This window comes from Tsuneonella sediminis (assembly GCF_051912845.1).
In the GTDB taxonomy this organism is placed as follows: domain Bacteria; phylum Pseudomonadota; class Alphaproteobacteria; order Sphingomonadales; family Sphingomonadaceae; genus Tsuneonella; species Tsuneonella sediminis.
In genome coordinates this window covers 748358-762749 of sequence record NZ_JBNCBU010000001.1, presented here as the reverse complement: position 1 = coordinate 762749, position 14392 = coordinate 748358, and the positions used below count along the sequence as shown (strand labels likewise).

The 14392-nt window shown below is 66.1% G+C and carries 13 protein-coding genes; 6 read left to right on the top strand and 7 right to left on the bottom strand.

Features of this window, described 5'->3' with window-relative positions; all coding sequences use genetic code 11:
* The first annotated feature begins 114 nt into the window (after positions 1-114).
* Positions 115-2484: a S8 family peptidase gene (locus ACPV3N_RS03865; protein WP_440114912.1), complete on the top strand. Its 2370-nt coding sequence runs from the start codon at positions 115-117 to the stop codon at positions 2482-2484.
* Between the two features lie 16 nt (positions 2485-2500).
* On the opposite strand, the gene ACPV3N_RS03860 is transcribed toward ACPV3N_RS03865, so the two are convergent.
* The 4 genes from ACPV3N_RS03860 to ACPV3N_RS03845 form a co-directional block, all read right to left on the bottom strand.
* Positions 2501-3487: a phosphotransferase family protein gene (locus ACPV3N_RS03860; RefSeq protein ID WP_440117427.1), complete on the bottom strand. Its 987-nt coding sequence runs from the start codon at positions 3485-3487 to the stop codon at positions 2501-2503.
* Positions 3488-3588: 101 nt separating this feature from the next.
* Positions 3589-4677, bottom strand: coding sequence for a Zn-dependent alcohol dehydrogenase (locus ACPV3N_RS03855; RefSeq protein WP_440114909.1), 1089 nt, complete (start codon positions 4675-4677; stop codon positions 3589-3591).
* Positions 4674-5960, bottom strand: a complete 1287-nt coding sequence (locus ACPV3N_RS03850; RefSeq protein WP_440114906.1) for an acyl-CoA dehydrogenase family protein — start codon at positions 5958-5960, stop codon at positions 4674-4676. The genes ACPV3N_RS03855 and ACPV3N_RS03850 overlap by 4 nt, the downstream gene beginning before the upstream one ends.
* Positions 5961-6034: 74 nt before the next feature.
* Positions 6035-7465 carry an MFS transporter gene (locus tag ACPV3N_RS03845; protein ID WP_440114903.1) on the bottom strand — a complete coding sequence of 477 codons (1431 nt, stop codon included), beginning with the start codon at positions 7463-7465 and terminating at the stop codon, positions 6035-6037.
* A gap of 213 nt (positions 7466-7678) precedes the next feature.
* Between ACPV3N_RS03845 and ACPV3N_RS03840 the strand changes: the two genes are divergently transcribed.
* From ACPV3N_RS03840 to ACPV3N_RS03825, 4 genes are all read left to right on the top strand, one after another.
* On the top strand, positions 7679-8857 hold the full coding sequence (locus ACPV3N_RS03840; RefSeq protein ID WP_440114900.1) for an acyl-CoA dehydrogenase family protein: 1179 nt from the start codon (positions 7679-7681) through the stop codon (positions 8855-8857).
* A gap of 4 nt (positions 8858-8861) precedes the next feature.
* Complete coding sequence (locus ACPV3N_RS03835) at positions 8862-10022, top strand: acyl-CoA dehydrogenase family protein (protein ID WP_440114897.1); 1161 nt, start codon at positions 8862-8864, stop codon at positions 10020-10022.
* A gap of 16 nt (positions 10023-10038) precedes the next feature.
* Positions 10039-10836, top strand: a complete 798-nt coding sequence (locus tag ACPV3N_RS03830) for an SDR family NAD(P)-dependent oxidoreductase (RefSeq protein WP_440114894.1) — start codon at positions 10039-10041, stop codon at positions 10834-10836.
* Positions 10837-10955: 119 nt separating this feature from the next.
* Positions 10956-11873, top strand: a complete 918-nt coding sequence (locus ACPV3N_RS03825) for a hypothetical protein (RefSeq protein ID WP_440114891.1) — start codon at positions 10956-10958, stop codon at positions 11871-11873.
* A gap of 92 nt (positions 11874-11965) precedes the next feature.
* Here ACPV3N_RS03825 and gmk read toward each other — a convergent pair whose 3' ends face one another.
* Genes gmk through ACPV3N_RS03810 form a run of 3 tightly spaced genes read right to left on the bottom strand, consistent with a single transcriptional unit; the run spans position 11966 to position 13680 of the window.
* The gene (gene gmk / locus ACPV3N_RS03820; protein WP_440114888.1) at positions 11966-12637 is read right to left on the bottom strand and encodes a guanylate kinase; all 672 of its coding nucleotides are present in this window, start codon (positions 12635-12637) and stop codon (positions 11966-11968) included.
* 49 nt (positions 12638-12686) lie between these two features.
* Positions 12687-13118 (bottom strand): hypothetical protein, encoded by a 432-nt coding sequence (locus ACPV3N_RS03815; RefSeq protein WP_440114885.1) that lies wholly within the window; start codon positions 13116-13118, stop codon positions 12687-12689.
* A gap of 49 nt (positions 13119-13167) precedes the next feature.
* Positions 13168-13680, bottom strand: a complete 513-nt coding sequence (locus ACPV3N_RS03810) for an SspB family protein (protein ID WP_440114882.1) — start codon at positions 13678-13680, stop codon at positions 13168-13170.
* 115 nt (positions 13681-13795) lie between these two features.
* Here ACPV3N_RS03810 and hisB point away from each other — a divergent pair, with 115 nt between their 5' ends.
* Positions 13796-14389: an imidazoleglycerol-phosphate dehydratase HisB gene (hisB, locus tag ACPV3N_RS03805; RefSeq protein ID WP_440114879.1), complete on the top strand. Its 594-nt coding sequence runs from the start codon at positions 13796-13798 to the stop codon at positions 14387-14389.
* The last annotated feature ends 3 nt before the right edge of the window (positions 14390-14392 follow it).

Here is a 14392-nt window from a genome sequence, read left to right as displayed (position 1 = left end):
CCCGGCCATCCTGCGCCGGCCCGAGGGGAGATCCGTTCAGCACTTCTTCAACCAGCCGTGGCAAGGTAGAAGCAACCTTCAGGGACGCGAAAGACGATGACGAACAGGCGGCGTATGGTTCGCTGGGAAACGGGATGCGCGCTGGCCGCCGTGCTGATGCTGGCGGCGTGCGGCGGCGGCGGCGGTCGCGGAGGCGGCGTCATCAGTTCGCCGGGTCCTGCGCCCGCGCCGACTCCTACGCCGACGCCCAGCCCGGCCCCGGCACCCGCCCCCACGCCGACGCCGACGGCATCCTTCGATACGGCCGAATTCCGGCGATCGGACGGGCCGGCCTATCACCGTGCGACAACCGCCTGGGCGCAGGGCGCGACGGGGGTGGGCGTAAAGATCGCGGTCATCGATACCGGGATCGACACCGACAGCCCCGAATTTGCCGGTCGGATCGATCCCGCAAGTTCCGACGTCGCGGGGAACGGAACGGTGGAAGGGTTCAGCGACCACGGGACCCGCGTCGCGATGGTCGCCGCCGCGGCGCGCGACAACACGGGCATCATGGGCATCGCGTACAACGCCACGGTGCTTGCCTTGCGGGCGGACCGCCCGGGGAGCTGCGCGTCGAGCACCGCGACAGCGGACAACTGTGCATTCAGCGACCGCGACATCGCCGCCGGTATCGATCGGGCGGTCTCGGCCGGGGCGACCGTCATCAACCTCAGTCTCGGAGGCGACGCGCCCAACAGCGTTCTGACGGCCGCGGTCCAGCGTGCGGTCGCAGCCGGCGTCGTCATCGTGGTTGCGGCCGGCAACGAAGGCGACGGGAGCGATCCCATGGTCGATCCCAACCAGCCCAACCCGTTCGCAGCCGGTGTGCGCAACGCGGGGGGATCGAACGTCATAATCGTCGGCTCGGTCAACGCGTCGGACCAGTTTTCGAGCTTCAGCAATCGCGCGGGCAGCCAGGCGAACTCGTTCCTGTCGGCCCTCGGCGAGCGAATCTGCTGCGTTTACGAGAATGGCGTCCTTAAGGTCGAGAGCGGGCCCAGCGGCAGTTTCGTGACGGTATTCTCCGGCACCAGCTTCTCGGCCCCCCAGGTCGCCGGTGCGGTCGCCCTGCTCAAGCAGGCCTTTCCGAACCTCACGGGCGCGCAGATGGTGCAAATACTGCTCAGCAGCGCGCGGGACGCCGGGCCATCGGGAGTCGATGCGACGTACGGTCGCGGCATACTCGATATCGCGGCGGCGTTTGCCCCCATGGGGACCACGACGCTTGCCGGCAGCACCACTGCGGTCGCGCTCAACGACGACACCGCCATCGGCTCCACCGCGACGGGCGACGCGTTCGACGGTGCCAGCGTCCGGGCGGTGATCCTCGACAAGTTCGGGCGGGCATACGGCACCGACCTGGGAGGAGGCATGCAGACCGCTGCGCCGACGCCGCGCCTTGTCGGCGCGCTCGGTGACCAATCCCGGCGCATCGGTGGCGGAAGCGAAGCCTTGAGCATGGCGTTCTCGGTTGCTGCCGGTCCCGGCAGAGGTGAAGCTTGGCCCCAGCAATTGCGGCTGGACAGAAGGGACGCGGATGCGGCGCGTGTGCTCGCCGCTCGCGTGGCACTCAGGCTTGCGCCCGGCAGACAATTCGGTTTCGCATATCGCGAAAGCGCGCGGGGGCTGGTCGCGCAGCTTCAGGGTCAACAGCGTCCAGCGTTCCTGATCGCCGAGGCCGCGGGTGCAACGCCCGGATTCGCCTCGCAAGGCGATGCGGCGCTCGCCTACCGCCAGCAGTTCGGCTCCTGGGGCCTGACCGCGAGCGCCGAGGGGGGCGAGGTCTGGCTCGGCACCCTTCGCGCGGTCGATGGCGCTATCAGCCGCCGGCGGGAATCGCGCGGGCTGACGACAGTCTCCATCGCCGCGGACCGCCGCTTCGGTGACTTCGAAACGGCGTTTGGACTGACCTGGCTGGACGAAGACCGCACGGTGCTGGGAGCATTCTTCCATGACGCGTTCGGCGGCGGGGGCGCACGAACCCTCTTCGCCGACGCCGGCGTCGGCTGGTGGTTCGGCGGCGACTGGCGGCTCGGTGGAGAGGTGCGGCGCGGCTGGACCCGTGCGAACCGGACGACCGTGATCGGCGAGGGTTCGGACTTCTCGAGTCTGGCATGGTCCGCCGACGTCTCGAAGCGGGGCCTCTTCTCGCGGTTCGACAGCCTGGCGTTTCGCGTGTCGCAACCGCTCCGGGTCGACAGCGGGCAGGTCTCGCTCGCCCTGCCGGTGGGCTACGATTACGCGACCCTTGCCCCGACATATTCCGTCCGGACGATTTCACTCGTTCCTAAGGGACGGGAGATCGACGGTGAAATCGCCTGGACGGGGCCGCTGTTCGGAGGCAGTGCCGCTGCCAGCCTCTATTATCGCAAGGACCCGGGCAACATCGCCGCCTTCGCCGACGACAAGGGTGCAGCGATCAGGTGGACCAGGGAATTCTGAGGCCGCGGTCTCCCGATCAGCCCCGGGCCCCGGCCTTTTTCGCGAACTCCCATGCCTTGTCGGCGAGCGGCCCGACCCGCTCCGACTGGGCCTTGGCGTGTGCCGAACTCGCCGTTCCGTCGATCACCCGCTTCTTGATGCCCTGGAGGATGCCTGCGAGCCGGAAGAAGTTGTAGGCGAAATACCAGTTCATGTCGGGCACCTCGCTGCGGTCCGTCGCCGCACAATACCGCTCGACGATTTCCTCGAGTTCGGGAATTCCCAGCGCCTTGCGGTCGAGGTCCATGACGCCCGATCGCCCGCCGTTCTCGGTAACGTACATCATGCACAGGTAGGTGAAATCCGACATCGGGTCGCCGAGAGTCGAGAGTTCCCAGTCCAGCACGGCCAGCACTTCGGGCCGGTCGTGCGCGAATATCATGTTGTCGATGCGGTAGTCGCCGTGGACCACGCTCGTTCGGGTCTGCTCGGGAAGCGTGGCTGGCAGGTAATCGATCAGCTTTTCCATCGAGGCGAGATGATCGGTTTCCGACAGCCGGTACTGTTTCGTCCAGCGGTCGACCTGGCGGCCGAAATAGTTGCCCGGCTTGCCGTAGTCCTCGAGCCCCGCTTCGGCGAGGTCGACGTTGTGAAGCGACGCGAGCGTATCGGTCATTGCGAAGTAGACAGCTCGCCGTTCGTCGGGCTTCGAACCCGGCATCGCGCCGTCCCAGATCGTCCGGCCATCGACCATGTCCATGACGTAGAACCACGATCCGATCACGTCGTCGTCGGTACACAGGCCATACTGCTTCGCGACGGGGAAGCCGACCTTGTGAAGTCCTGACTGAACCCGATACTCGCGATCCACCGCGTGTGCGCTCGGTAACAGCTTCCCGAACGGCTTTCGGCGCAGGACGTAGTCCTTGTCGGGGGTCGAGATCTTGTAGGTGGGGTTCGACTGGCCGCCCTTGAACTTGCCCTGGGTGAGCGGCCCCTCGAAACCCTCGACGTTTGCCTGCATCCACGCGGCCAGCCTGTCCTCGTCGAGATGGTCGGCGGCGGACGGTTCGACCGTGCCGGTGAAGGCGGCGGTGGCGTCCTTGATTTCGGCGCTGGGGGTACTCACCGGTCGAACACGATCACGCTGCGCGCGCTGTCGCCCTGCTTCATCTTTTCAAAGCCTTCGTTGACGTCCTTGAGACCGATTCTCTCGGAGATGATGGTATCGAGGTCGAGCAGGCCGCGCATGTAGAAGTCGACCAGGCGTGGCAGGTCGACCGGAAACCGGTTCATGCCCATGATCGCGCCCTGCAGCTTCTTGCCGCTGAGCAGGTCGAGCGCGCCGAGCCCGACCTTGCAGTCGAGCGGCATCATGCCGAGGATCGTCGCGGTGCCCCCGCGACGCAGGACCTTGCAGGCAAGCTCCGCCGAGGCCGCGCGGCCGACCGCCTCGATCGCGTGGTGGACGCCGCCCTTCGACAGCGCGACGACCCGTTCGGCGGCATCCTCGGCAAGCGCGTCGACCGCGTCGGTCGCGCCCAGCGTCTTTGCCAGTTCGCGCTTTGCGGGAACGGGATCGCAGGCGATGATCTGTCCCGCTCCGGCGATCCGCGCTGCATTGACGGCGGCAAGGCCCACGCCCCCGCAGCCGATCACGGCCACGGTCTCTCCCGGCACGAGCTTGCAGGCATTGAACACCGCTCCCGCGCCGGTCGTCACCGCGCAACCGATGACGGCCGCCCGGTCGAGCGGCATGTCGGGATCGATCCTCACGCAGGCGTGCTCGTGGATCAGCATCTGCTCGGCGAAGGCCGAGAGGTTGAGCATCTGGTTGACCATTTCTCCGCCGGGACGGGTGATGCGGGGTGCCTCGCCCTTCTGGCGGCGGGTGTCGCCACCGAGGCACAGCGCCATCCGGCCGGTCACGCAGAACTCGCAGTGGCCGCAGAACGCGCTGAGGCACGAGACGACGTGGTCGCCCGGCTTCACGGTGCGCACTTCGCTGCCGACTGCCTCCACCACGCCCGCCGCCTCGTGGCCGGGAACTGCGGGCAGGGCATGGGGATAGGTGCCCTCGATGAAGTGGAGATCGGAGTGACACAGCCCGCACGCGGCGGTGCGGATGAGCACCTCGTGCGGACCCGGCTTCGCGATCGAGAGATCCTCGATCTCGAGGGGGGACCCCGGCTGGACGAGTACCGCTGCCTTCACCGGCTGACTCCCACGTCGCCCGAACTGAAGCCCTCGTCCTTCGTCATGCCCGGAGCGTGGCGGGCGAACTCGATGCGGGCGATCGCGCGCGAGTGGACCTCGTCCGGCCCGTCTGCCAGGCGCAGCGTGCGCTGGTGGGCGTAGGCGTTGGCGAGACCGAAGTCCTCGGACACGCCCCCGGCTCCGTGGGCCTGGATCGCATCGTCGATGATCCTCAACGCCATCGTCGGGGCCTGGACCTTGATCATGGCGATTTCCTGCGCGGCGGCCTTGTTGCCGACCTTGTCCATCATGTCCGCCGCCTTGAGGCAGAGCAGGCGCGTCATCTCGATGTCGATGCGCGCACGGGCGACGCGTTCTTCCCAGACGTTGTGCTGGTAGATCGGCTTGCCGAACGCCTCGCGAACCTGGAGCCGGCGGCACATCTTCTCCAGCGCTTCCTCGGCAACGCCGATCGTGCGCATGCAGTGGTGGATGCGGCCGGGGCCGAGACGGCCCTGCGCGATCTCGAAGCCGCGTCCCTCGCCGAGGATCATGTTCGAGACCGGCACGCGAACGTCCTTCAGCTCGATCTCCATGTGCCCGTGCGGCGAATCGTCGTAGCCGAACACCGGCAGGAAGCGCTTGATGTTCACGCCTTCTGCATCGAGCGGGACGATGATCTGCGATTGCTGCTGGTGGCGCTTGGCCTCGAAGTCGGTCTTGCCCATGACGATCGCGACCTTGCAGCGCGGGTCGCCGGCGCCGCTCGACCACCACTTGGTCCCGTTGATGACGAAATGGTCGCCGTCGCGTTCGATGCGGGTCTCGATGTTGGTTGCGTCCGAACTCGCCACGGCAGGCTCGGTCATCAGAAACGCGCTGCGGATCTCGCCCTCCATGAGCGGTTTCAGCCACTCGTCCTTCTGGGCGCGGGTGCCGTATCGGTGAAAGACCTCCATATTGCCGGTGTCCGGGGCCGAGCAGTTGAACACCTCGCTCGCCCAGCCGACGCGGCCCATTTCCTCTGCGCAAAGCGCGTACTCGAGGTTGGTGAGGCCCGGACCGTCGAACTCGAAGCTGTCGTCGACGTGCGGACGGCCCGACTGCGGCGGCATGAACAGATTCCAGATACCCTGGGCCTTGGCCCGCGCCTTTTCTTCCTCGACCACGGGATTGACGCCCCAGCGATCCTTCGCGTGGGCAGCCTTGTATTCATCGTTGCGCGGACGAATGTGCGTGTCGATGTAATGGCGGACCCGGTCGCGCCAGTGCTTCTGCCGATCGGTGGGTTCGAAATCCATGGCGTTACGTCCTTCCTTGCAATTGAAATCGTGGTGGCAGAGCGCGGCGCTTACGCCAAGCCCCGAAGCCTGGGTCAGCGGTGCATGGTGTGGGCCTCGGGATCGGCGAGCGCGGCGTCGGCAAGCAGCGCCACGCGCGCTTCGTGGTCCTCCCTCGTGATCGGGAAGCGGCGGATCACCAGTGATACGGTTGCGGCCAGCACGACGATGCAGCCCACGTAGGCGAGGGTCAGATCCGCGATGACCGAAGCGGGAACCTCGGCTGGCCGGGCGTTGGCGGGCACGCCGGACAGGCTGAGCAGGAAGCCGGTCACGAAGATGCCCAGGCCGGTCGAACACTTGGCGGCGAAGAACGCGCCGGCTGCGAACGTGCCTTCGGACCGCCGTCCCGTCTGCTCCTCGGACGCTTCGACCACGTCGGCGACCATCGACCAGATCGACATCGTCATGATCACGCTGAACATGTTCGACAGGAACGTGAAGACGAACATCATCGAAAGCGACGGCGTCGAACCGTCGGGCCACCAAAGTCCCAGCCACCGGAGCATGAGGGGGGTCGCCCAGAAGGCAACCGCAACGATCGCGGTCCAGACCGCGAGGTCGCGCTTGCCGAAGATCTTCTGCAACGGGGTGACCGTCAGGAAGCTGCCCACCACGCTCGCGAACAGCATCACCGGGTAGAGTTGCAGCGCCAGCGGGGGAAATTTCCAGACGAAGAGCAGGAGGTAGTTAGAGATCGAGAACGTGATCCCCTGGCTGGTGATCGCCGCGACGATCGCGAGCATGAGGATGAGAAATGCCGGATGACCCAGGCATTCGCGGATATCGCCAAGCGCGCCGCGCAGCCCGACAACGGGGGCGGGAGGGCGAGAAGGCGAAGGATGGGCGACCCACTTGTGCTGGCCGATTGCCGAAAGCAGAACCGTCGCGGCCATCAGGATGGCGCCGGCGATGCCATACAGCCGGTAGCCTTCGCGCGCGAGCATCGCCTGGGGCAGGAACACCCCGTAGGCAAGCAGCAGCATGAGCAGCCCGCCGCCCCACGCGAACAGGAACCGGGTCCGCGTGAGCCGCGTACGCTCGTCGTAATCACGGGTAATTTCGGCGACGAGCGCGGCCGAGGGAACCTCGCAGAAGGCGACTGCCGCCCGCACCGCGATCGCTGATGCCAGAAGCACGGGAAAGCTTGCCGCGCCGACCGGCGACCAGAGCAGGATCCAGAGAAGCGCAAGCGGGATCGCGGCAATGTAGAGGAACGGCAGCCGGCGGCCCCATCGCGTCGACGTCCGGTCGCTCACGTGCCCCACCAGGGGGTCGATCAGCCCGTCGAAAACCAGCGCTATGAGCAATGCCAGGCTGACGAGCCTGGCATCCATCCCGAGCACCTGGTTGTAAAACAGCAGAAGAAAGGTCGAAAAGCCGTTGTCCTTGATCCCGTAGGCGACGCTCCCGAGCCCGTTCGCGAATGTCAGGCGCGATGGCAGCCGGCCGCGAACCGGCGTCACCGTGTCGGACCTTCCCGATGGCTGTTCGGAAGACGGGTATCGTCGAATCGCATACCTCTCCCCGAGGAATCTCGTATCAAGGGTATGGTAGACTGCGGCAGTCGCGCGTCAACGGCGCCGCGGCTGACGCTACGGCAAGGCGCAATCGTCATTCGACCCTTGCCCCGCCAGGCAATTCGGCTTTACGTGTGCGTCAACGAGAGGAGATTTGGAATGGCCGATCTGGACGCCTTCCGCGCGGAAACCCGCGCTTGGCTCGAAGCCAATTGCCCCCCTGAGATGCGCAAGCCGATCGAGGACGAGGAAGACGTCTACTGGGGCGGGCGCGGCGCGAGGTTCAAGAACGACGCGCAGAAGGCATGGTTCGAGGCGTGCCGCGACAAGGGCTATACCGTTCCCGCCTGGCCCAAGGAGTACGGCGGGGCGGGGCTTTCGGCTGCGGAGGCAAAGGTGCTGCGCGAGGAAATGGCGCGGATCAACGCGCGCCCGCCGCTCAACAGCTTCGGCATCTGGATGCTCGGCCCGGCGCTGCTCAAGTTCGGCACAGAGGGCCAGAAGCAGCGGTTCCTCAACGAAATTGCGCGCGGCGAAATCCGCTGGTGCCAGGGATATTCGGAACCCGGCAGCGGATCTGATCTCGTTTCCCTGCAGACCTTCGGCGAGGACAAGGGCGATCACTGGACGGTCAACGGCCAGAAGATCTGGACCAGCTATGCCGACAAGGCCGACTGGATCTTCTGCCTCGTCCGCACGGACAAGGCCGACAAGTACCGCGGCATCACCTTCATGCTCTTCGACATGGAGAGCAAGGGGGTCAGCACCAAGCCGATCCTGCTCATCAGCGGCAACAGCCCGTTCTGCGAAACGTTCTTCGACGACGTCGACGTACCCAAATCGTACGGCGAGGACATCCCGGCGCAGGTCGGAGAGGTCAACCGCGGATGGGATGTGGCGAAGTATCTGCTCGGCCACGAGCGCGAGATGATCTCGGCCACCGGCGGCGGCGACCGCGCGACCTCGCTCGGCGCCGTGGCGCGCCGCAACGGGGCGCTCGATCCCGTGCTGCGCGCCGAACTTGCGCTGTTCGACGTCGACGCGCTCGCTTTCACCGCGATGAGCGAGAAGTTCCTCGACGAGGTCAAGGTCGGCCGCGGACACCCCGCACAGCCCAACATGATGAAGTACGCCGGAACCGAGCTCAACAAGACCCGCCACGAACTGCTGATGGCGGCCGGCGGATCGGCCGCGCTCGAGTGGGACAGCGAGGAAAGCGGCGGCGGCAAGCCGGCGCGCAACTGGCTGCGGACCAAGGCCAACTCGATCGAGGGCGGCACCAGCGAAGTCATGCTCGGCGTGATCGCCAAGCGCATTCTCGAACTTCCGGGGGCCTGAACCGATGCCGCTCTATCACGACGACGACCAGGCGATGCTCGCCGAAACCGCCAGCCAGTTCATGGCCGAGGAAGGCGCCATCGCGAAACAGCTGCGCCACTGGCGCGACCTGCAGAACCGGGACGGAACAAGGGGCTGCAAGGATGGCTTCGGCCACGGCCTGTGGAAGCAGATGGCCGAGATGGGATTCACCGGGATCATGGTGCCCGAAGCGGACGGCGGGCTCGGCATGGGCAATGTCGAGGCCGGCATCGTGCTCGAGGAAATCGGCCGGAACCTCACCCCCTCGCCTTTCCTCACCAGCTCGGTCATGGCCGCGACCGCGCTGGCGCAGGGCTCGGTTGACCTCAGGGGGCATTGGTTGCCTGGGCTGATCGCGGGCGACAGCGTGTTCGCCGTCGCGATCGACGAGGGGCCAAAGCACCGCCCCGAACGCGTCTCGACGAGAGCCGAGAGATCGGGCAACGGCTTCCGGCTGACCGGCAAGAAGGACTTCGTGGTCCACGGCGCAAGTGCCGACATGATTGTGGTTTCCGCCCGCACCTCGGGATCGGACGAGGACGAGGATGGCATCACGCTGTTTGCAATCCCGAAGGACGCAGCGGGGCTGGGCCACAACTCGGTGCGACTGGTCGACAGCTCCATGGCGAGCCATGTGACGCTAGACGGTGTCGAGCTCGATGGCGACGCGGTGATCGGCGAGGTCGACGGCGGGCGCAGCGTGCTGAACAAGGTGCTCGACGCGGGTCGTGTCGGTGCTGCGGCCGAAGGTGTCGGCGTCGCGCGCGGGTCGATGGACATGACCGTCGACTACCTCAAGCAGCGCAAGCAGTTCGGGCGCCTGATCGGCGAATTCCAGGCGCTCCAGCACCGCGCCGCGCACCTCTATTCCGAAGTCGAGATCGCGCGGGCGGCCACGATCAAGGCGCAGCAGCTGCTCGATGCCGGTGCCGAGAACGCGAGCCTGATGGCCTCGGTCGCGAAGGCCAAGGTAGGCAAGGCCGCGGGGCTCGCCGTGAAGGAGGGCGTGCAGATGCACGGCGGCATCGGCATGACGGACGAATACGATATCGGCCTTTACATGAAGCGCGACCGGGCGCTCGCCGAGTTCCTCGGCGATGTCTATTACCACGCCGACCGCGTGGCGGGGCTCAGTGGCTATTGATCCGAAGGAACCTGACATGACCCTCGAAGAAATGTTTGGCCTCAAGGGGCGCGTGGCGCTGGTGACGGGCGGCAGCCGCGGGATCGGGCGGATGATCGTCGAAGGCTTTCTCGGCGCCGGGATCGACCGGGTCTACATCACCGCGCGCAAGGGCGGCGAACTGCACGAGACCGCAGAGGAACTGGGCGACCGGGTGATACCGATCCAGGGCGACATCTCGACGATGGAAGGGATCGAGGAACTGGCGCGGGAAATCGCGTCGAAGGAAGGCAGGCTCGATATCCTCGTCAACAACGCGGGCGCGGCGTGGGGCGCGGACTTCGAGGAATTCCCCGAGGCTGGCTGGGACAAGGTCATGGACCTCAACGTCAAGACCCCGTTCTTCCTTACCCAGAAGCTCCACGGCCTGCTCAAGGCTGCCGCCAGCCAGGACCACCCGGCCAAGGTGATCAACATCACCTCGGTCGACGGACAGCGGGTGAACCCGTGGGAGACCTACAGCTACCAGGCGTCCAAGGCCGCGCTGATACACCTGACACGGCGGATGGCGGCGCGGCTGGTCAAGGACCATATCTACGTCACCAGCCTCGCTCCGGGAGCCTTCCCGTCCAACATGAACAAGGCCGCCCGCGACCACGAGGAGCGGTCGGCGGCCGGTATCCCGAACCGTCGGGTCGGCGACAAGTGGGACATGGGCGGCACCGCGGTCTATCTCGCGAGCCGCGCGGGCGACTACACCGTTGGCGAAACTCTCACGGTCGACGGCGGCATCGTCAACGCCCACCTGCCGACGCATTTCGCCGAACCATCCTGACGCTTCGACGAACGGGGCGCAACTCCGCGCAAATGGGTTGCGCTGACGGCTGCCGGGGCTATTTGCCGGCGTGACCTGCGCGATGGCAGGCCGACAGACCGACAGGAAGTACGCTGATCGTGCGCCGAAATTTGCCCAGTCTCTTCACCGCGGCCGCCTGCTGTGCCCTTCTGGTTTCGTGTGGAGGAGGCGACGACAACGCGCCGACGCCGACTCCTTCGCCGACGCCGACCCCTTCGCCCACGCCGACGCCGACCCCCACGGCAATCGACTTCGACTTCACGAAGGCGTTCACCGCTTCGGCGCTCAACACCTCGTACAGCTACGCGTTTTTCACGCCGAACGGCGGCACGGAAACCTGGAGCGACGGCACGCGCCGGGATGGCGTCGCGAGGATCACCTACAACGTTGCGCCGGAAAGTGCCGACTTCGACTGGCCCGACACCGCGACGCTTCTGACGTTTGGCGCGGCGCACCTGCAATCTGCGTCGACGACGCGACGGACCTATCGCCGCGGGAGCGACGGGCTGGTGATGGAGCTGCCGTTCAAGCACGTGCTGCGGGTGACTTACGAGAAGTCGCAGTCCTACGTGCTCAACGCTGTCAGCGGCACGCTGCGGTCTTTCAGGGGGACGCTGTTCTACAACACCGTCACCACCACGGCGGACATCACGAGCAACCTGACTTACGGCGGAATGACCGAAGTGACGGGCGGCAAACCCGGCACGACACCGCCGGGCGTTTTCAGCTCGCCGGCAACCACGCTTACCGTCGCCGCGAGCGACAAGAAGATTACGGGCACGATTCAGGTTTTCGAGAACGTCGGCGGGACGCAGACCCTGCGCGCGAGCCTGCCCATCTCGGCCACGGTCAACGCGAGCGGCACCTTTGCAGGCAGCATCGACGACACCGCCAACGGCTTCAAGGGTCAGTTCGTGGGCACGCTGGCAGGCCCCTCGCGCGAAGAGGTGGTGCTGATCTTCAACGTCGCGCATACCGACGGGCGCGAACTGATCGGCTCGTTCATCGGGGATTGACCGGGGCCGCGCGCCCGGGATCCCCTGTCGTCCGGCAGCACCGAACCGATTAGGACGGGCCGCCTGTCCTGCGACCTTGGGCAGAGCGAAGGCTAGGCAGCCTGAGGTGGCGGTTCGCTACCCATGAGTTCCCTGACGAAGGGGATTAAGCCGGTCTGGCGGGTCCGTTCCATTCGCTCGGCGTGCAGGATCTCGCGGACCTTGCGGAAGCACTCGTCGACATCGTCGTTGATCACAACGTACTCGTATTCGGCCCAGTGGCTGATCTCGGCGCGGGCGCGCTCCATCCGGCTGTGGATCACGTCGTGATTGTCCTGCGCGCGGGCCTCGAGCCTGCGGCGCAGTTCGGCGATGCTCGGAGGCAGGATGAACACGCTGACGACGTCCTGGCGGTCCTTCTGGTAGAGCTGCTGGGTGCCCTGCCAGTCGATGTCGAACAGGAAGTCCTGCCCGTCCTTCAGAGCCGAGCGGATGTGCCCCTTGGGCGTGCCGTAACGGTGGCCGAAAACGTGGGCCCACTCGTAGAAGTCATCCTCCTCGACCATGCGGTCGAAGGTCTTGTCGTCGACGAAGTGGTAGTGGACTCCGTCAGTCTCGCCCGGGCGAGGATCGCGTGTGGTCACGCTCACCGACAGCTTGATGGCCTCGTCCGCTTCCAGCAACATCCGGCTGATCGTGGTCTTGCCCGCTCCCGACGGAGAGGAGAGCACGAACATGAGCCCGCGCCGCTTGAGCGCTTCGGATTGGGTGTCGCCGGGGGTCATGCGCGCTCTTGCGCGGAAGGGGCCTTGCGAATCAACCCCTGCAAGGTGCCTATTTTCCATCCTCGGTTTCGCGCAGGGCCTTGTCGCCGGCGCGCCGGGCCTTCCTGCGGGACTGCTTGCGATCATACAGCGTCTTGGCGGCAAGCCCGGTCCCCACGATCAGGGCACCGGGGATCGAGCGCGTCGCGAACCGGGAAACCGCATAGCTGGCAAGCGCCATCGTGACCGACCGGTTGTCGACCATCTTCTTGGCGCTCTGCTTGCCATAACGATTGGCCAGGAGTCCCTTTTCCAGCGTCGTGCGCATCAATCGTCCGCCTGCGCGCAGGAGGATGTCATGGATGATCAGGTTGGTCGCCGGATTGGGACTGGGGCCCATCACCTCACGATCGTTGCCGGTCACCTTGGTGATCGCCTTGTCGACCGCCCGGCCGCCCTTCGTTGCGATCCGTTCGCCCAGTTTGCCGGTGTTGCCTGCCATGCCGCTCCCCTCTGGCGCGGCGGTTCCACGATGGAGATAGGCCGCGCGGCTACTTCTTGCGGCCGAAATCGACCGTGACGACATTCGAGCCGTCGTCGCTATCGGTAACGGCCGGATGAGGCCCGCGTTCCAAGTCTCCCTGTCCGTCGTTCTCCGCGGCGTCGTGCGTCTCGGGCGCCATGTCGGCCACGGTCGCCTGGAACTGAAGGCCGAAATCGACCGCCGGATCGACGAACGCGGTGATCGCGCCGAACGGGATGTCCAGCTTGGCGGGCACCTGGTTGAAGGTGAGGCCGACGGTGAACCCATCTTCATCGACGCGAAGGTCCCAGAACTTGTTCTGGAGCACGATCGTCATCTCGTCGGTGAAGCGTTCGCGCAGGTGCCGGGGAATATCAACGCCGGGGGCGTTGGTCTTGAAGGTGATGTAGAAATGGTGGTTGCCGGGCAGGGTGCCTCCTGCCGCTTCCACCTCTCCGAGCACGCGCCCGACGACCGCGCGCAGCGCTTCCTGCACGATCTCGTCGTAGGGGATCAGGCTGTCGGGCGTATCGTCGGTCATCGCCTTCGTAGGTGGCGGGGCTGCGCGGCGCGGTCAAGCGGCAAAAGGTGAAACCGGGCTGGACCCAAGCGCGGATTGCTTGCGCGCCCGCTTCCCGCGCGTATAGGCGCGTGCCATGCGCAGCGGACGGATCGAACGAACGACCAGCGAGACGGCCATCCTCGTCGAGGTAAACCTCGACGGGACCGGTGCCTATGCGGTCGCAACCGGCATCGGCTTTCTCGATCACATGGTCGAACAGTTCAGTCGCCACTCGCTGATCGACGTGACGATGAGGGTCGACGGCGACTTGCACGTGGACCAGCACCACACGACCGAGGACAGCGCCATCGCGCTCGGCCAGGCGATTGCTCAGGCGCTCGGGGACAAGGGAGGCATCGGCCGATACGGGCAGGCCTATTCCCCCATGGACGAGACGCTCTCGCGGGTTGCGCTCGACATCTCGGGACGACCCTATCTGGTCTGGCGGGCAGGGTTCAGCCAGGAGAAGCTCGGCGAGTGGGATACCGAGCTGATCGAACACTGGTTCCACTCGGTGGCGCAGGCGTGCGGCATAACTCTCCATGTCGAGCTGCTCTACGGCAGCAACAATCATCACATCTGCGAATCGCTTTACAAGGGATTCGCCCGGGCCATGCGCCAGGCGGTCGAGCTCGACGCGCGGAAAGGCGGCGCGGTGCCCAGCACCAAGGGCCAGCTGGGCGGCTGATCG